General features: G+C 30.8%; 16 protein-coding genes and 1 pseudogene. All 17 read left to right on the plus strand.

Features of this window, described 5'->3' with window-relative positions; translation table 11 throughout:
* Positions 1–2 precede the first annotated feature (2 nt).
* The 17 genes and pseudogenes from C8C88_RS08770 to C8C88_RS08850 all read left to right on the plus strand — a co-directional run bounded on the left by C8C88_RS08770 (position 3) and on the right by C8C88_RS08850 (position 17,752).
* Positions 3–1,274: a hypothetical protein gene (locus C8C88_RS08770; RefSeq protein WP_147403448.1), complete on the plus strand. Its 1,272-nt coding sequence runs from the start codon at positions 3–5 to the stop codon at positions 1,272–1,274.
* A 121-nt stretch (positions 1,275–1,395) separates the two neighbouring features.
* Entirely contained in the window at positions 1,396–2,442 is a 1,047-nt protein-coding gene (locus C8C88_RS08775) for a glycosyltransferase family 4 protein (RefSeq protein WP_121337726.1), read from the plus strand.
* Positions 2,443–2,516: 74 nt separating this feature from the next.
* Positions 2,517–3,680 carry a glycosyltransferase gene (locus C8C88_RS08780; RefSeq protein ID WP_121337727.1) on the plus strand — a complete coding sequence of 388 codons (1,164 nt, stop codon included), beginning with the start codon at positions 2,517–2,519 and terminating at the stop codon, positions 3,678–3,680.
* 78 nt (positions 3,681–3,758) lie between these two features.
* Entirely contained in the window at positions 3,759–4,658 is a 900-nt protein-coding gene (locus C8C88_RS08785; RefSeq protein ID WP_121337728.1) for an NAD-dependent epimerase/dehydratase family protein, read from the plus strand.
* A gap of 3 nt (positions 4,659–4,661) precedes the next feature.
* Entirely contained in the window at positions 4,662–5,210 is a 549-nt protein-coding gene (gene rfbC, locus C8C88_RS08790; RefSeq protein WP_121337729.1) for a dTDP-4-dehydrorhamnose 3,5-epimerase, read from the plus strand.
* Positions 5,211–5,588: 378 nt separating this feature from the next.
* The gene (gene rhuM, locus C8C88_RS08795) at positions 5,589–6,248 is read left to right on the plus strand and encodes a RhuM family protein (RefSeq protein WP_233549325.1); all 660 of its coding nucleotides are present in this window, start codon (positions 5,589–5,591) and stop codon (positions 6,246–6,248) included.
* Between the two features lie 98 nt (positions 6,249–6,346).
* Positions 6,347–7,198 carry a dTDP-4-dehydrorhamnose reductase gene (rfbD, locus tag C8C88_RS08800; protein ID WP_121337730.1) on the plus strand — a complete coding sequence of 284 codons (852 nt, stop codon included), beginning with the start codon at positions 6,347–6,349 and terminating at the stop codon, positions 7,196–7,198.
* Position 7,199: 1 nt separating this feature from the next.
* Positions 7,200–8,246, plus strand: coding sequence for a dTDP-glucose 4,6-dehydratase (gene rfbB, locus C8C88_RS08805; RefSeq protein WP_121337731.1), 1,047 nt, complete (start codon positions 7,200–7,202; stop codon positions 8,244–8,246).
* 14 nt (positions 8,247–8,260) lie between these two features.
* Entirely contained in the window at positions 8,261–9,130 is an 870-nt protein-coding gene (gene rfbA / locus C8C88_RS08810; protein ID WP_121337732.1) for a glucose-1-phosphate thymidylyltransferase RfbA, read from the plus strand.
* Positions 9,131–9,209: 79 nt separating this feature from the next.
* A complete protein-coding gene (locus C8C88_RS08815; RefSeq protein WP_121337733.1) occupies positions 9,210–10,163 on the plus strand; it encodes a glycosyltransferase family 4 protein in 954 nt (317 codons plus the stop codon).
* Positions 10,164–10,184: 21 nt separating this feature from the next.
* Positions 10,185–10,757 carry a sugar transferase gene (locus C8C88_RS08820; protein WP_121337734.1) on the plus strand — a complete coding sequence of 191 codons (573 nt, stop codon included), beginning with the start codon at positions 10,185–10,187 and terminating at the stop codon, positions 10,755–10,757.
* A 32-nt stretch (positions 10,758–10,789) separates the two neighbouring features.
* Positions 10,790–11,929 carry a DegT/DnrJ/EryC1/StrS aminotransferase family protein gene (locus C8C88_RS08825; protein ID WP_121337735.1) on the plus strand — a complete coding sequence of 380 codons (1,140 nt, stop codon included), beginning with the start codon at positions 10,790–10,792 and terminating at the stop codon, positions 11,927–11,929.
* 142 nt (positions 11,930–12,071) lie between these two features.
* Positions 12,072–14,039 carry a polysaccharide biosynthesis protein gene (locus C8C88_RS08830; protein ID WP_370453796.1) on the plus strand — a complete coding sequence of 656 codons (1,968 nt, stop codon included), beginning with the start codon at positions 12,072–12,074 and terminating at the stop codon, positions 14,037–14,039.
* A 270-nt stretch (positions 14,040–14,309) separates the two neighbouring features.
* Positions 14,310–15,179 (plus strand): ABC transporter permease, encoded by an 870-nt coding sequence (locus C8C88_RS08835; protein WP_121337736.1) that lies wholly within the window; start codon positions 14,310–14,312, stop codon positions 15,177–15,179.
* Between the two features lie 74 nt (positions 15,180–15,253).
* Positions 15,254–15,567 (plus strand): annotated as a pseudogene (locus tag C8C88_RS08840) (four helix bundle protein).
* 82 nt (positions 15,568–15,649) lie between these two features.
* Positions 15,650–16,930 carry an ABC transporter ATP-binding protein gene (locus C8C88_RS08845; protein WP_121337737.1) on the plus strand — a complete coding sequence of 427 codons (1,281 nt, stop codon included), beginning with the start codon at positions 15,650–15,652 and terminating at the stop codon, positions 16,928–16,930.
* Positions 16,931–16,936: 6 nt separating this feature from the next.
* Entirely contained in the window at positions 16,937–17,752 is an 816-nt protein-coding gene (locus C8C88_RS08850; RefSeq protein ID WP_121337738.1) for a class I SAM-dependent methyltransferase, read from the plus strand.
* Positions 17,753–17,754: the final 2 nt, after the last annotated feature.

A 17,754-nucleotide genomic window follows, 5' to 3' on the forward strand; every position in this document is an offset into this window, starting at 1 on the left:
TAATGATTATAAAAAAAAGTATAGGGAATAAGTTTATTTGTATTTTCTTTTTTTTAATGCTCATACTTCCTGCTTCTTTTCAGATGCCAAGAGGTATTTTATTACTTTTAATTTTGTTCTTTATTATAAAGAGCAATACTTTTTCTTTATTTAGATATGATAGGACCTTACTAGTTATTGGTCTGATAAATATTTTTTTCTCTTTTATATTTACACTAAATGGGATAGTAAGATCTACTCCTGGTGCTATTGCCGTGAGTACTGTTTATCTTATTTGGCCCGTTTTGTATTTGTATTTTATTGGATTATCGGATAGTAAATCGAATCTTGTGTCGATTTTAAATACAATTATCTATGGAGGGCTTGGTTCAGTAGGGCTAATTTTAGTTTTTATATATAATAATTTTTTCGGATTTCCATTAGATATAACTTATCTAACTAAATCTCAAGATTTTGGTATTTTTTGGGGAGGTGGTGCAGTTGAATTAAATTCTATGAATCTTGCAACGGTATTGTATACTTTTATATTTGTCTTAACTTTACTCTTGATGCCGACGGAATTAAATCACTTTAGTAAAAAAAAGAATTTAATTAGATTTACTTTGTTAGTTTCTTTAGCTTTAATATTTATTTCTGCGAGGAGAGCATTCTGGTTGGTTTGTGCTATAAGTCCCTTTATTATTTTACTATTATTGAAAATAGCGGGAGTCAATTTGAGACTTAAAAGGTTTATTATTCCTTGTTTAGTTTTCTGTTCTGTCGTTTTTACCTTTGTGGGATATCTAGCACTTGATAATGATAAGTTGTTTTCTGAATTTAACTCTTCATTTGAATTTGATAATCCAGCGGCGGAGTCCAATTATTTGAGAAAGGAGCAATTTGATGCCTTGATAAGTGGTTGGGAAGATAATTGGTTAATAGGTGCAGGATTAGGTGCCCATGCACAGGGAAGTACAAGGGATGATAAAGCTCCATGGGCCTATGAATTGTCATATATTGCTTTGTTGTTTCATACAGGAATAGTAGGTATTCTTGTTTATGGAAGTTCTATTTTTTGGATAATATATGAGTCCATAATTATTTGCAGAAAAAACAAATATTACGTATCCTTCTTATTACCACAAATTACTGGATTAATTTGTTTTTTATTAGTAAATGCATCAAATCCGTATTTAGGTAAATTTGATTATTTATGGACGATTTTTTTGCCGTTAGCAACTATTAATGCAATAAAGCTTGATGTAAGTAGTGACTATTCAGATTCATATATGTAAATAGAAATTGAGTGTTTGTTTGGTTAAAATGTTTTAATTGACACGATATGACCTAAGACTATATTAGTTATTCCAGTTTTTTTAATCGAGATTATGTTGCCTTTTTAATTTTTTTAATTTTATGAAAATATTATTTCTTTCTAAATATAATCGTGATGGTGCATCATCACGATACAGATTTTATAACTACAAGCCTTATTTTGATAAAAATGATATTCAGTATCATATTAAGCCTCTGCTTGATGATAGTTATGTGTTAAATTTATATAAAAAAAGAAAAATAAAAGTCTTTATCCAGAGGCTATTTTCTATATTGAAGAGGTTTTGTTTTGTTTTATTTAAAACGTCTAATTATGATTTAATTGTAATTGAAAAAGAATTATTTCCAAATGTTCCGTACATAGTAGAGAAACTATTGATGAAAGGTAAGGTGTATGCTTTAGATTTTGACGATTATATAGCAACGGGTTATAAAACGAATTCATTTAAACGCTTTTTCTTTGAAAACAAAATTGATAAATTAGCAAGGAACGCTAAGTTTGTAACTGTAGGTAATCATTGGTATTTTAAAGAGATTAAGGGTGGTAATTTAATTTATTTGCCAACAGTTATTAATTTAGAGAGTTACCCCGCAATCAAAGAGAATTATCAAACCAATGTGGTTACAATAGTTTGGATAGGATCTCTTTCTACTGGGAAGTATCTCCAGATTATAGTACCTGTATTAAGGAAATTAGCTAAAAAGTATTTAATTAAATTAAAAATAGTAGGGGTAGATGTTGTTCTTGAAGGTGTAGATTATGAGATAATTGATTGGAAGGAAGATACAGAAGTAAATGAGTTGCTTTCTGCGGATATTGGAATTATGCCTTTGGATAATACGATTTGGGAAAAGGGGAAATGTGGTTTTAAATTAATTCAATATATGGCTTGTGGTCTTCCAGTTGTTGCTTCTGATGCACCTGCAAATGAAGAAATAATTGAAAATGGAGTTAATGGATTTATTGCTCATACCGAAAACGAATGGTATTTCTCACTCGAAAAACTTATTTTAAATACTTCTATAAGAGAAAAATTTGGAAAATCAGGAAGAAGAAATATTGAATTAAATTATTCATACCAAGTTTGGGGTGATTATTATTGTGACATTTTAAATAATAAAAATTAAAACACCTCATTTTTATTGATTTACATCATGAAAAAAAATATGTATAGAGTTTTTTTTACAAAATTTAAAGATTTATGAAAATCCTTTTAGTGATTACCGATTATGGTAGTTTTAATAATTTTTTGGCAGAGCTTGCAGTAAGTTTGTGCCAAGAAAATGAAATACATGTTGTTTGTTCAGGTTCTAATGTTATTAATATTGTGGATAAATTTGATTATGCTAAGTATAATTTGACCTTCCATACAGTAGATATACCAAGATCAACTTCAATAAATAAGCTAATAAAAAGTGCTTTAGAGATTAGTAAAATTGTTAAAGTGATAAAACCAAATTTGGTTTATGTACATTTTACGACTGGAATTTTTCCGGCGATTTTCTTTAGAAAAAGGAATATTGAATATTGGGGAACGTTTCATGGATTAGGAATGAATGCTAGTAATGGTATTAGAAAAATAATGTTTTCCATTGTTGAATTATTTTGTTTTTTCAGACTTGACAAAAGATTTCTTATTAATGATAAGGATTATGAATTGGTAAGCAATATGTTAAAAAAAAATACATTTAAGTATAATTCTTGTGGAGTTGGCTGCGATATAAATAAATTTGATAAAAATATATTTACAGAGGGTGATAAATCAGATTTAAAACAAGATTTAAATGTTGAAGGCAAGTTTGTAATTACTTATACGGGGAGGTTTGTTGAATTCAAAGGATTTGATTTGGTTTATCATAGTTTTGTAAAATTGGTTGAAGAATTTCCTGATGAAGTAGTCTTGCTTTTAATTGGAGGTAGGGACCCGATACATCAAACAGGACTTACAGAACAGGAAGAGATTAATTTGTTTAAAAATGAAAGTATAGTTAATGTAGGCTATACATCAGAAGTAGAAAAGTATTTGGCTATTACAGACGTATTTTTGTTTCCAAGCAAGAAAGAAGGATTGCCAGTTTGTATAGTTGAAGCTTTGGCTATGGGAGTTCCTGTGGTTACGTTAGATGAAAGAGGGAATTCGGATATAGTGAAAAATGATTATAATGGGTATTTAGTTAAGTCTGTTTCAAAATTAAATGATATTGATAAAATTGTTGAAAAATTAAAATATTTGGATGCGAATAGAAATATTCTTGATATGTTATCTTCAAATTGTTTAAAAAATCGTCAGACTTATTCTCGTTCTTTTTTTGTTGAAGAGCAACTAAAACTTATAAATGATTTTAAATTGAAAGTGAAAAAGTAAAGAAATATAAGTTGTATAAAAATTCGAATTTTGAATAAACTAATATTTGAAATCTGACAGCTAAAAAGCGGAAGTTAAATGAAAATAACAATAACAGGAGCGTCAGGATTTGTAGGTACGAATCTTGAAGACTATTTAAATCCTGCGCACGAAATAGAACCTATGTGCGTGCGCTATATATCCAATCAGCAATTTGAAATAAAGACAAATGTCCTAATTCACCTTGCAGGCAAAGCACACGATTTAAAAAAGGTGTCTAAACCAATTGACTATTATGAAGCTAATTGTGAATTAACCAAGCAGTTGTTTGATGCTTTTTTACTGTCAGAAGCCAAAGTATTTATTTTCATGAGTACAGTTAAAGCTGCAGCTGATACTGTAACTAAAATATTAACTGAAGATGTAGTGCCTAATCCCAAAACCCACTACGGGATAGCTAAGCAGCAAGCTGAGCAGTATATTCTATCCAAGGAATTATTATCAGGGAAGCGAGTGTATATACTAAGACCTTGTATGATTCACGGACCTGGAAACAAAGGAAATTTGAATTTGATATACCAATTGGTTTCAAAAGGATTGCCTTGGCCATTAGGGGCTTTTGAAAACCAGCGTTCGTTTTTGAGTATCAACAATCTTTGTTTTGTTATTAAGGAATTATTAGAAAACGAGTCAATTCCTTCGGGGGTATATCAAGTAGCTGATGATAAACCCTTATCTACAAACGAATTAATTCAATTGTTAGGAACAACTTTAGTGAAAAAATGCTACATTTTTTATATTCCATCTTCCTGGATTAGAAAGATTGCGAAATTTGGAGATTATCTACACTTTCCTCTTAATTCAGAACGCTTGCAAAAACTAACTGAAAATTATGTAGTGAGTAATCAAAAGATAGTATTGGCTATAGGAAAACCTTTGCCTATAGATACTAAGACAGGATTATTACAAACCTTTGAATCATTTAAAATAAAAAAATAAAAAATGACTATTGAAAAAACAGCAATAGAGGATTTGGTAATCATTAACCCCATCGTATTCGAAGACTCTCGCGGGTATTTTTTTGAAGCCTATAATCAAGCGAAATTTCAGGAGAATGGAATGGAGTATCAATTTATACAAGACAACCAGTCTTTCTCTAAACGAGGAGTAATTCGTGGTTTACATTTACAAATTAATCCTTTTGCACAAGCAAAATTGGTACGAGTGTTAGAAGGAGAAATTTTAGATGTGGCTGTCGATTTGCGTAAAGACTCCCCTACTTATGGACAACATTTTAGTGTGTTATTAAGTGCGGAAAATAAAAAACAATTGATGGTACCTCACGGATTTGCTCATGGGTTTTCTGTGTTGAGTGAAACAGCTTCAGTGATGTATAAAGTGGATCAATTGTATCACAAAGATAGTGAACGAGGAATCCGTTTTGATGATCCAACTCTAGCTATTGATTGGCAGTTGAATGCAGATGAGGTTATTGTTTCGGACAAAGATTTAATATTGCCAAGTTTTAATGATATAGATTGGGAGTTTTAAAAAGAGTTTAAAGTTCAAAGTTTAAGGTTAAAAGTTATCAGTTAGATAATGCGTTAGTTTAGAGCAAGTGTTTTTTAAAATATTTTACTGAAAACAGCATTAGTTTGTGAAGTGACACGGTGAATTATATAAGCAAAGCACAATCGATATTTTTAAGTTTTGAATTAGAGTTTTGTCAAAATAAATACATCATAATTAAGACTTCGCTATGAATAATAATAATACGATTGTTACGTATAAATCTGAAATTTTATCGCGCCAAATTGAAGTTAAAATAGAAGCAGAAACGGTATGGTTGAATAGACAACAAATTTCTATTTTGTTTGATAGAGATATTAAAACTATTGGAAAGCATATCAATAATGCTAAAAAGAAGAGTTGGCAGGTTTTGCAGTTGTCGCAAATTTTGCGACAACTGCAAAAGATGGTAAAGTATATCAAGTAGAATATTATAATTTAGATATGATATTGTCTATTGGTTATCGAGTAAAATCATCAAGAGGAATTGAATTTCGGATATGGGCAAATAGTATTTTAAAATCGTATCTATTGAAGGGGTATGCTCTTCAAAATAGAGTTGAAAATATTGAGAAAAAATTATTTGAGCAAGAACATAAAATAGAACATTTACTAAGCACTAACCTTCCTGTAAAGCAAGGAATTTTTTTTGACGGAGAAATTTTTGATGCACATGTATTTGTTTCCGGTCTAATTAAATCAGCTAAACAATCAATAGTTCTTATTGATAATTATCTGGATGAGAGTGTTTTAGTTTTGCTTTCTAAAAGAGACGAGGCGGTGGAAGCAAGTATTTATACCGAAAAAATAGATAGTCGTTTTCAATTAGATATAGAAAAACACAATACACAATACACACCAGTAGGTATCAAAATACTAAAAAAGACTCATGACCGGTTTTTCATAATAGATCAAACTATAGTTTATCATATTGGAGCTTCTATTAAAGATCTTGGAAAGAAATGGTTTGCTTTTTCAAAACTGAATATAGATCCCAATACCATTTTGGGTAAATTATAAATTAGAGGTATACAAAGAAAATTTAAGGGATGGAGTAGAGTAATATAGTTACTTAAAAATATTCAGCCTAAAAAAATAAAATGAAACAAGATCAATAGATGAAGAAAATTTTAGTAACCGGTTCAAAAGGACAATTAGGGTCGGAATTAGAGGTTTTATCAAAAATATATACCCAATTTCAATGGGTTTTTACGGATAGAGAAGAATTAGATTTATGTAATCTGGAAAAATTAGAAACAGAACTAAATTCGATTAATCCTCAAATTATTATCAACTGTGCGGCGCATACTGCCGTTGATAAAGCCGAATCAGAGTTTGAATTGTCGGAGGTGTTGAATCACCAATCGGTAGCAATACTAGCTAAGTGGAGTTTTGCAAATGATTGCAAATTTATACATGTTTCTACGGATTATGTTTTTGATGGTACTGCAGCTACTGCTTTAACAGAAACAGCACAAACAAATCCAATCAACGTTTATGGTCAAACTAAATTAGCAGGAGAGAAAGCCTGTTTGCAAGAAAACCCAAACGCAATTATAATCAGAACCTCTTGGGTTTATTCTAGTTTTGGGAATAATTTTGTGAAGACAATGTCTCGATTGATGCAAGAAAGAGATAGTCTAAATGTTGTAAACGATCAAATAGGAAGTCCTACTTATGCTGCTGATTTAGCTCAGGCTATTATGACAATACTAACCCATAATAATTGGCAAGCCGGGATTTATAATTTTTCGAATGAAGGAGAGATTAGTTGGTACGAATTTGCATTAGCTATTAAAGAATTAGGCAGTTTTAATTGCGAAATTAGTGGAATCCCATCGTCGGCTTATCCTACACCAGCAAAACGTCCGCAATATTCTTTATTGGATAAAACCAAGATAAAAAATACTTTTGGTGTTGTTGTTCCAGATTATAAAGTGAGTTTAGAAAAATGCATGAAAATTAAATAAAATGAAAAAAATATTAATTACTGGAGGAGCAGGTTTTATAGGATCTCATGTTGTTAGAAGGTTTGTTAACAAATATCCTGATTACCAAATTTTTAATTTGGATGCATTAACCTATGCAGGAAATTTAGAGAACATTGCTGATATTGAAAAGGCAGCTAACTATACGTTTATTAAAGGAGATATTGTGGACGCTTCTTTTATTGATGCTTTGTTTGTAGAGCACCAATTTGATGGAGTATTGCATTTAGCGGCTGAGTCGCATGTAGATCGTTCTATAACGGATCCATTGGCTTTTGTTAAAACAAATGTTATTGGTACTGTGAATTTGTTAAATGCTGCAAAAGCAATTTGGAAAGGGAACTATGAAGGAAAACGATTTTATCATATCAGTACTGATGAAGTATATGGTAGCTTAGGAGCTGAAGGCTTATTTACAGAAACTACAGCATATGATCCAAATTCGCCTTATTCAGCTTCTAAAGCAAGTTCAGATCATTTTGTTCGTGCGTATGGAGAGACTTATGGATTTCCTTATGTTTTGACCAACTGCTCTAATAATTATGGACCTTTTCATTTTCCTGAAAAGTTGATTCCGCTATTTATTAATAATATTATTCAAAACAAACCACTACCTGTTTATGGTGATGGTAAATATACCCGCGATTGGCTTTTTGTTGAAGACCATGCCGTTGCAATAGATTTGGTATTTCACGAAGGAGTAAATCACGACACTTATAATATTGGAGGTTTTAACGAATGGCAAAATATTGATTTAGTAAAATTATTATGCCAAATTATGGATGAAAAATTAGGAAGAGCTATTGGTACATCAGCACAACTAATCACTTATGTAAAAGATCGTCCTGGTCATGATTTGCGTTATGCAATTGATGCCACTAAAATAAATAAAGAATTAGGATGGAAACCTTCGGTTACTTTTGAGCAGGGATTAGAAAGAACTGTAAATTGGTATTTAGAAAATCAAGAATGGTTGAATAATATCACTTCAGGGGCTTATGCCTCTTATTATGAAAAACAATATAATTAGTCAAAAGTAAAAAGATGAAAGGAATTATATTAGCAGGAGGTTCTGGTACACGTTTGCATCCTTTGACACTCGCCATGAGTAAGCAAATGATGCCAGTTTATGATAAACCTATGATTTATTACCCATTATCTACTTTGATGATGGCTGGGATTAATGAAATACTAATAATCTCAACACCACATGATTTACCTAATTTCAAAAAATTATTAGGTGATGGTTCAGCAATTGGATGTCAATTTAGTTATGCGGAACAGGCCATTCCTAATGGTTTAGCACAAGCTTTTGTTATTGGTGAAGAATTTATAGGGAAAGATAGTGTAGCATTAGTTTTAGGAGATAATATTTTCTTTGGAGCTAATATGCATGAGTTGTTGCAATCAAATACTAATCCGAAAGGAGGAGTCGTTTTTGCTTACCATGTTTCAGATCCGGAGCGCTATGGAGTTGTTGAGTTTGATGCCTCACATAAAGCGCTTTCTATTGAAGAAAAGCCATTGAAACCCAAATCAAATTATGCAGTTCCAGGACTTTATTTTTATGATAATTCGGTGGTTGAAATTGCAAAGAACATCAAGCCAAGTCCTCGTGGAGAATATGAAATTACAGATGTTAATAAAGTATATTTAGAAAGAGAGGCCCTGAAAGTAGGGATTTTGAGTAGAGGTACTGCTTGGTTGGATACAGGAACTTTTAACAGTTTAATGCAGGCTGGGCAATTTGTTCAAGTGATTGAAGAACGTCAAGGACTAAAAGTAGGCTGTATTGAGGAAATTGCTTGGCGACAAGGATTTATTTCAGATAAACAATTAAAAGAACTAGCGGAACCATTAAAAAAGTCAGGATATGGCGAATATCTTTTAGGTCTTTTAAAACATAAATTATAAATTATTTAGCGCGTGATTTTTTAGGAATTATTTCTTTAAAAATCATGAGTTATGCTCTAAAATCAATACTAATTCCAATATGCAATATATTATAGTAGCTATATTATTTGTTATTCTTGAACTTGTTTATTTCAAAATAGCAGATTTCTTTAATATTATAGATAAACCCAATCATCGTTCTTCTCATACTACAGTTACGTTGCGAGGAGGAGGGATTATTTTTCCTGTTGCGGTAGTAGTCGCTTTTATTATGGGATATGTTTCTGTTCCTGTTTTAACAGCTGTTGTATTAGTTTCAATTGTGAGTTTTATTGATGATATATATCCTTTGCCAACTTTACCAAGGTTTTTGTCTCATCTTATAGCAGTATTATTATTGCTGTTTGATTTAAATTTGTTTGGAATTGAATTTTGGATTATTCCTATAAGTATTGTTTTGCTTATCGGTTGGATTAATGCCTTTAATTTCATGGATGGGATAAACGGAATAACTGTTTTATATGCGATGGTTAGTCTCCTTACTTTTGGGTATTTGTACCAAAATGAAGATCAATTTCCGGTATTTATTCTAATGGGAATTTCCTGTTTAGTTTTTGGTTTTTTCAATATTAGAAAGAAAGCCAAAACATTTGCTGGCGATGTAGGGAGTATTTCTATGGCTGTGTTTTTGGCGTATTTCATGTTGAAACTGATTTTTGAAAAACAACAAATAGGATATCTGCTATTCTTTTCAGTATATGGAATTGATGCTATTGTCACTATTTTATATCGTATAAAAAATAAAGAAAATATTTTGCAACCTCATAGAAGCCATTTGTATCAATATTTATCGAATGAAATGCAATGGTCTCATGTTAGCGTTTCCTTACTTTATGCTGTAATACAATTAGCTATAAATTGTTGCGTAATACTATTTATAAATAAAGGTTATATGTCACCCATGATTTTCTTACTGACTGGATTGGTATTAATGGCGGTTTATTGGAGAATCAGAATCAAAGTGCTTTCCATCATGAGGCTCAAATCAGTCTAAATTTTTTAAATTAGAATTTATATGAGTAAAAGAATTTTTGACATTCTTTTTGCAATAATAGGATTGCTATTCATTGGTTGGATAATACTTCTTTTTTTTATTTTGGCAACAATTGATACGAAGCAAAATGGTTTTTTTATTCAGGAAAGAATTGGTCGTCATGGCAAAAAGTTTAAAATATATAAACTACGAACAATCAAATCAGATCGTTTCGGAACGCCAATCATTTCCTTTTTAGGGAATTTTCTCAGAAAGTCAAAAATAGATGAGTTTCCACAACTTTATAATGTTTTGATAAATGACATGAGTTTTGTGGGACCAAGACCTGATGTTGCAGGATACTATGATGTATTAGAAGGGGAGAATAGAAAACTGCTGGAATTAAAACCAGGAATTACCGGGCCTGCAAGTCTTATTTACAGCAATGAAGATTCCTTATTGTTAGAAAATGAAAATCCAAAGGAGTACAACGATGAAGTTATTTTTCCGAATAAGATAAAGTTGAATTTGGAGTATTATCACAATCATTCTTTTTTTGGAGATAGTGTTATAATTATAAAAACTGTTTTAGGAATTAAAGGTCCTATATTATAAAAACAGATACATTTATTTTAAAGTATTATTAAATGAGTAATCCAAAAATTAGTCTTTCTTCTCCTCATATGGGAGGTGATGAACAAAAGTTTATTCAAGAGGCTTTTGATAATAATTGGATTGCACCTAATGGACCAGGAATTTTTTCGTTTGAAAATGATATTGAAAATTACTTAGAAAATGTAAATGTTACCGCTTTAAATTCAGGGACAGCCGCCATTCATTTAGGGCTAGTATTGTTGGGGGTGAAAAAAGGAGATGAAGTACTAGTTCAAACCCATACCCATGTTGCTTCGGTAAATCCAATTATTTATCAGGGAGCAACTCCTGTTTTTATAGATAGTGAAGTTGATACTTGGAATTTATGCCCTGTATTTTTAGAAAAAGCAATTACAGACAGAATAAGTAAAGGACAAAAACCAAAAGCAATTATAGCGGTTCATATCTATGGAATTCCGTATAAAATAGAAGCAATAAGAACTGTAGCAGATAAATATAATATTCCCATTTTAGAAGATTCTGCTGAAGCTTTAGGAAGCAGTTATAAAGGACAAAAGTGTGGCACTTTTGGAGATATTGGGATACTATCATTTAATGGCAATAAAATAATAACTACTTCAGGAGGCGGTGCACTTATTACCAAAACTAAAGCAGAAAAAGAAAAAGCAATTTTCTTTGCAACTCAATCAAAAGATCCTGCGCCCTATTATCAACATAGTGAGATAGGGTATAATTATAGAATGAGTACTATTTGTGCTAGCATTGGAAGAGGACAAATGAAAGTTCTAAATAATCATGTAGTTTCAAGAAGAGCCATGCATGATTTTTATTTAGATTTATTTGAGAATGTTGAAGGTATAACTGTTTTTTCTGTTCCCAATGAAGATTATTATTCGAATTATTGGTTGACGACTATTTTAATAGATTCAGAAAAAAACAATACTATAAATCGAGAAACAATAAGGCTTGCACTCGAACAGGAAAATATCGAATCTAGGCCATTATGGAAACCGATGCATTTGCAGCCTATTTTTAAAGAGTATCCATACTATGGTAGTAATATAGCTCAATCACTTTTTGAGAATGGGCTTTGTCTTCCGTCAGGTTCTAATCTAACAGCTATGGAACGAGCTAAAATTAGAAGAGTTGTTTTGAAGTTATATCAGAGATAATTTCATCATTTATTTTAATAATGCATATATAATTTAAGTCATAAAAAGTGCAGTTTCTTCTTCTAAAAAGAGTATTAATTCGTTATATTTGATTTACATTTATGGCTCTTTAGAAATTAGAAATTATAAAAACCAAATCATTTTGAATAAAAGTACCCCAGATACTGAAAAATCTTTTTTTCATCAATATTTTACCAGAGACAATTTAAGATTCAATATTCATAATTTGAATTATTTGCCAAGATGGGTTGTAGTAACAATTGATACTATGATTTTGTTAATTTCTTTCCTTTTTACTTTTATGTTATTTAAAGGAACTGGATTAAACTATCTTATTACTGCTTATGAAATTGAGTTTGTTACTTTCTTCTTCGGTGTAAATATCTTTTTCTTCTGGCTTTTCAGAACGTATTCAGGAATTATTAGACATTCCTCTTTTATTGATGCCATAAAACTGCTTTTTTCTCAAATATCAGTTTTAGTTTTCTTTCTTTTATTCAATTTTTTCTTTGAATTTTTTACAAAAGAGAAAGCTTTTTTGAATACGGCACTTTTTATAAACATCGTTTTTTCTTTCTGCGCTTTGTTTTTGTATCGGGTTTTGGTTAAAAGGAGTTTTGAACTTTATTTCTCAGAAAAGGCAGATACAAAATTAATACGTACTGTTATTTATGGAGCTGATGCTAATGCAATATCAGTTTCTAATGCATTGAAATTTGAAACACCATCCCGTTTTAAAATTGTGGGGTTTGTAGATCGAAACAATCAAAATTCATCTAAACGAATGTTAGATTTACCTATATTGGTCCAAAAGAAAAAGTTGCCTGCTTTAATGCGTTCTGTTGGTGCAGAGGCAGTTATAATTGCAGATAAGAGCTTGTCTAAAGAAGAACAATTAATTATTGTTGATCAATGTTTGGAATTTAATTATAGAGTTTATACTGTTCCATTGATAACGGATTGGGAAAATCAAAAAGAGATTTCTCAAAAAGTAAAAAATATACAAATTGAAGATTTATTAGAGAGAAAGCCAATTGTTTTGGATAGCAAATCCATTTCAAAACAGTTAAAGGAAAAAACCATTTTAATTTCAGGTGCAGCGGGATCCATTGGGAGTGAAATAGTGCGTCAGGTTATAATTTTCAAACCTAATACAATAATTATGTTGGATCAGGCAGAAACTCCTTTACATCATTTAGCTTTGGAGATTCAGAAAATAGACACAAATACTAAAATCTATAGTGTAATTGCTGATGTAAGAAATAAAGAGGCAATGGAAAATATTTTTAAAAAATATCAGCCAGAAGTCGTTTATCATGCTGCTGCATACAAACATGTTCCTTTGATGGAAGAAAATCCTTCTCAAGCCATTATTACAAATGTTGAGGGAACAATGAATTTAGCTAATTTGTCTTGTAGGTATCAAGTCAAAAAATTTGTGATGGTTTCGACAGATAAAGCGGTGAATCCAAGTAATGTAATGGGAGCCAGTAAAAGAATAGCGGAGAAATATGTTCAACTTCTTCAATTGCAAAATCAAAACGGAAATCAAACACATACAACAAAGTTTATTACAACTCGTTTCGGAAATGTTTTGGGTTCAAATGGTTCTGTTGTTCCACTTTTTACAAAGCAAATAGCAAATGGTGGTCCGGTTACCATTACGCACAAAGATATTATTCGGTATTTTATGACCATACCAGAAGCTTGTCAACTAGTTCTTGAAGCAGGAGCAATGGGGAATGGAGGAGAAATTTATATTTTTGATATGGGTAAACCAGTTAAAATTATCGATCTAGCCAAAAAAATGATTAAACTCGCTGGTTTTATTCCAGATAGAGATATTAAAATAGAGATTGTGGGTTTAAGACCAGGAGAAAAATTGTATGAAGAACTACTTAACGAAACTTCAAAAACAGTACCTACTTATCACGAAAAAATAATGATTGCTTTAGAGGTTAATGATGAAGTTGAAACATTATGTTCTGATATTAAAGATCTGATAAACAGTGCGAATCTTTATGATAATGATGATATTGTATCCAAAATGAAAAAAATTGTACCAGAATTTAAAAGCATGAATTCCACTTTTGAAGTTTTAGATAAATAGAACTAATATCTTGTGTTTCTTGAATTTTATTCGAATAAACATTAGCCAAGCTTTTAAAAGGGTTTATAAAGGAATATGCTTTGTAAACCTTTTTTTATTGCAAGAGTTATTTGGAGAATTTGATGAATATACTCTTTAGTTTATTACATGATTGAATACTAAATCATTAAGAAGATTTCGCTTTGATACTTCTGTCAAATCATTATATTTGCAATTAACAATAATTTTTACTGTAAATTTAAAATGATTTAGTTCATTTAATAAAAGCAAATGAGTGAAATAGAAAATACAGATAATACTTGGTTGTTCGAAATAAGCCCGAAAAACAAATTCTTTTCACTAAACTTAAAAGAAGTATGGCAGTATAGGGATCTGCTTATGCTTTTTGTAAAAAGAGATGTGGTTACGGTTTACAAGCAAACAGTTTTAGGACCACTTTGGTATTTAATACAGCCTTTATTTACTTCGGTTACTTTTACGTTGATTTTTAATACTGTTGCAGGCATCAATACCGGAAGTGTTCCTCCGTTTTTGTTTAATTTGGCAGGAATCACAATTTGGAATTATTTTACAGCCTGCCTAAATGATACTTCAGATACATTTAAGAAAAATGCTGCTATTTTTGGGAAAGTCTATTTTCCAAGAATCATTATGCCAATTTCTATCGTTATTTCTAATTTGTTGAAATTCGGAATTCAATTTCTGATTTTTATTATTTTTTATGCTTTTTATTACTTTCAAGGAGCGGTAATAAGTCTTAACCCCACCATTATTTTTTTTCCTTTACTAGTAGCTTTAATGGGAATACTGGGTTTGGGATTAGGAATGTTTATTTCGTCATTAGTAACTAAATATAGAGATTTGAGCTACCTTATTAGTTTTGGAGTGCAGTTACTGATGTATATATCTGCAGTGATGTATCCGATGGCATTAATTCACGAAAAAATGCCTAATTACGGATGGCTTATTGCTTATAATCCCTTGGCATATGTTATTGAAACTACACGATATATGTTGTTGAATGCGGGGCAAATTTCTGTTTTGGGATTAGTATATACAGTGTTGTTAACAGTAATCGTATTTTTTACGGGACTTTTAGTTTTTAATAAGACCGAGAAAAGTTTCATTGATACGGTTTAGTGGTGAGAAGTGAGTCGTGAAATGTGAAAATAAAAAATAGGGATCATAAAGATTTGGATGTTTGGAAGAAAAGTATGGATTTGGTAGTCAATGTCTATCAAATTACACAGTCGTTTCCAGATACTGAAAATATGGTTTAACAAGTCAAATGAGAAGGTCTGCAGTTTCGATTCCATCAAACATAGCAGAGGGAGCTTCACGAAAAGGAGATAAAGAATTAATACAGTTTTTGTATATTTCTATAGGGTCACTGTCAGAGTTAGAAACTCAATATCTAATTGCAATACGATTAGGATTTATTACAAAAACGAATGATTTTGAATTACAACTAGTGGAAGTTAAAAAACTCTTGATTGGATTTAAGAATTATATAAATAAAAAAATATAAGTAAGTCGTTAGAAGGGAATAGTTAGTTTATTAACAGCTTTTTATTCGCGTTTCACTACTCACCATTCACGATTCACTAAAAATGAAAGAAATTATACTTAAGGCCGAAAATATCTCCAAGCAATACCGCCTCGGGCAAGTAGGGACAGGTACACTTAGTCATGACCTAAACCGATGGTGGCATGAATTACGTGGAAAAGAGAATCCTTATTTAAAAATAGGAGATACAAACGACAGAAGTACCAAAGGTGAAAGTGATTACGTTTGGGCCTTGCAAGATATTAATTTTGAAGTGGAAAGAGGAGAGGTTCTTGGTATTATTGGCAAAAACGGCGCAGGGAAATCTACTTTACTCAAAATATTATCAAAAGTAACAGCACCTACAACGGGAAACATAAAATCTAGAGGCCGAATAGCTTCCTTATTAGAAGTAGGGACAGGATTCAATGGAGAAATGACCGGAAGGGAAAACATATTTCTGAATGGGGCTATTTTGGGTATGACCAAAAAAGAAATCACATCAAAACTTGAAGAAATAATTGAGTTTTCAGGTTGTGAGCGATATATTGATACACCCGTAAAACGCTATAGTAGCGGAATGACGGTGCGATTGGCTTTTGCCGTAGCGGCATTTCTAGAACCCGAAATATTAGTTATTGATGAGGTTCTTGCTGTAGGTGATGCTGAGTTCCAGAAAAAAGCCATTGGTAAAATGCAGGATATTTCTAGAATGGGTGGTAGAACGGTTTTGTTTGTGAGCCATAATATGGCAGCAGTGAAGAGTTTGTGTACGAGAGGTATAGTTTTAGAAAATGGGAAGGTGGTTTTTGAGGGAGGTATTGACGACGCTATTGATAAATATTTAAATGATTCAACAAACAATGCAGAAAAAAAATGGTCTATTGAACAAGCGCCTTGTTCGAGTTTTATAAGGTTATTGTATGCTAAAGTACTCAATAAAAAAAATGAAGTTTCTGTTAATCATTTTATTACTGATAATATACAAATAGAATTTACTTATGAGATTCTTAAAGAAAATGAATTATTTACCCACGGGTTTAATTTGTTTAATAATCATAATGTTCATATTCTTAGTTCACACGATAAAGATTCAAACACCTTAAAAAAATCGTTACCTTTAGGAATACATTCAACAAAAATCATTATCCCTGGTAATTTTTTAGCTGAAAGTGGTTATTCCTGTAGTTTCGCAATCATGCGTTATAATCCATTTTATGTAGAATTTCACGAAATGGACATTGTAGGATTTAATGTAATAGATGAAATAGGAGAACACACAGTTAGAGGAAATTATTCAGGAAGATTTCCAGGTATTGTACGTCCTTTATTAAATTGGAAATAAATTATTATGATTAAGAAATCAACAGGAGAAAGGCTTGAGTTTTATGAGTTTTCTGATGTTACAATTGAACATTTTCATAGGTATTCAGTTGTATTAGATATTGTTAAAGGTAGAAGGGTTTTGGATATTGCTTCGGGTGAGGGTTATGGTTCTTCTTTGTTGTCTAAATCTGCATTGTCAGTTATTGGTGTTGATATTGATAATGATTCAATTGAAAATGCAAAAATAAAATATACCTGTCCTAATTTAGAATTTCGACAAGGTTCAACATCGAATGTTCCAGTTCCTGATAACTCAGTTGATGTTGTAGTTAGTTTTGAAACAATTGAACATCATGATAAACATGAAGAAATGATGCTTGAAATAAAAAGAGTTTTAACAGCAACTGGAACTTTAATTATGTCATCCCCTGACAAAGAATTTTATTCGGATAAAATAGAACAAAACAATATTTATCATATTAAAGAATTATATTTTAAAGAGTTTAAAGCTTTAATTAATAGTTATTTTAAACAAGCTTCGTTTTATTTTCAAAAGTCTTATAATTTCAATTCGATTATTTCTAATGAAAATTCTTATAAAGAGATAGAAATTTTTTCTGGAGATAACTTAAATGTTATTAAAAATAAAATTGAACCTTTGTATAATATTGTTATTGCATCAGATGTAGAGATTTTCGAATTGAAGACTTCGATATTTGAAGGGTCAAAAATTAAAAATCTACAAATGGAAAAAAATATTAAAAGAATACATGACACGTTGACTTTTAAAATAGGTAAATTTATTTGCTATCCTTTTTTCTATTTAAAAAGTAAAAAGTAAAA

The organism is Flavobacterium sp. 123 (genome assembly GCF_003634825.1).
Taxonomy (GTDB): domain Bacteria; phylum Bacteroidota; class Bacteroidia; order Flavobacteriales; family Flavobacteriaceae; genus Flavobacterium.

Bases quoted from the DNA above. Each gene is read 5' to 3' on its own strand.
- C8C88_RS08770 (WP_147403448.1), top strand. From the start codon at position 3: ATGATTATAAAAAAAAGTATAGGGAATAAGTTTATTTGTATTTTCTTT.
- C8C88_RS08775 (WP_121337726.1), top strand. From the start codon at position 1,396: ATGAAAATATTATTTCTTTCTAAATATAATCGTGATGGTGCATCATCA.
- C8C88_RS08780 (WP_121337727.1), top strand. From the start codon at position 2,517: ATGAAAATCCTTTTAGTGATTACCGATTATGGTAGTTTTAATAATTTT.
- C8C88_RS08785 (WP_121337728.1), top strand. From the start codon at position 3,759: ATGAAAATAACAATAACAGGAGCGTCAGGATTTGTAGGTACGAATCTT.
- rfbC (WP_121337729.1), top strand. From the start codon at position 4,662: ATGACTATTGAAAAAACAGCAATAGAGGATTTGGTAATCATTAACCCC.
- rfbD (WP_121337730.1), top strand. From the start codon at position 6,347: ATGAAGAAAATTTTAGTAACCGGTTCAAAAGGACAATTAGGGTCGGAA.
- rfbB (WP_121337731.1), top strand. From the start codon at position 7,200: ATGAAAAAAATATTAATTACTGGAGGAGCAGGTTTTATAGGATCTCAT.
- rfbA (WP_121337732.1), top strand. From the start codon at position 8,261: ATGAAAGGAATTATATTAGCAGGAGGTTCTGGTACACGTTTGCATCCT.
- C8C88_RS08815 (WP_121337733.1), top strand. From the start codon at position 9,210: ATGCAATATATTATAGTAGCTATATTATTTGTTATTCTTGAACTTGTT.
- C8C88_RS08820 (WP_121337734.1), top strand. From the start codon at position 10,185: ATGAGTAAAAGAATTTTTGACATTCTTTTTGCAATAATAGGATTGCTA.
- C8C88_RS08825 (WP_121337735.1), top strand. From the start codon at position 10,790: ATGAGTAATCCAAAAATTAGTCTTTCTTCTCCTCATATGGGAGGTGAT.
- C8C88_RS08835 (WP_121337736.1), top strand. From the start codon at position 14,310: ATGAGTGAAATAGAAAATACAGATAATACTTGGTTGTTCGAAATAAGC.
- C8C88_RS08845 (WP_121337737.1), top strand. From the start codon at position 15,650: ATGAAAGAAATTATACTTAAGGCCGAAAATATCTCCAAGCAATACCGC.
- C8C88_RS08850 (WP_121337738.1), top strand. From the start codon at position 16,937: ATGATTAAGAAATCAACAGGAGAAAGGCTTGAGTTTTATGAGTTTTCT.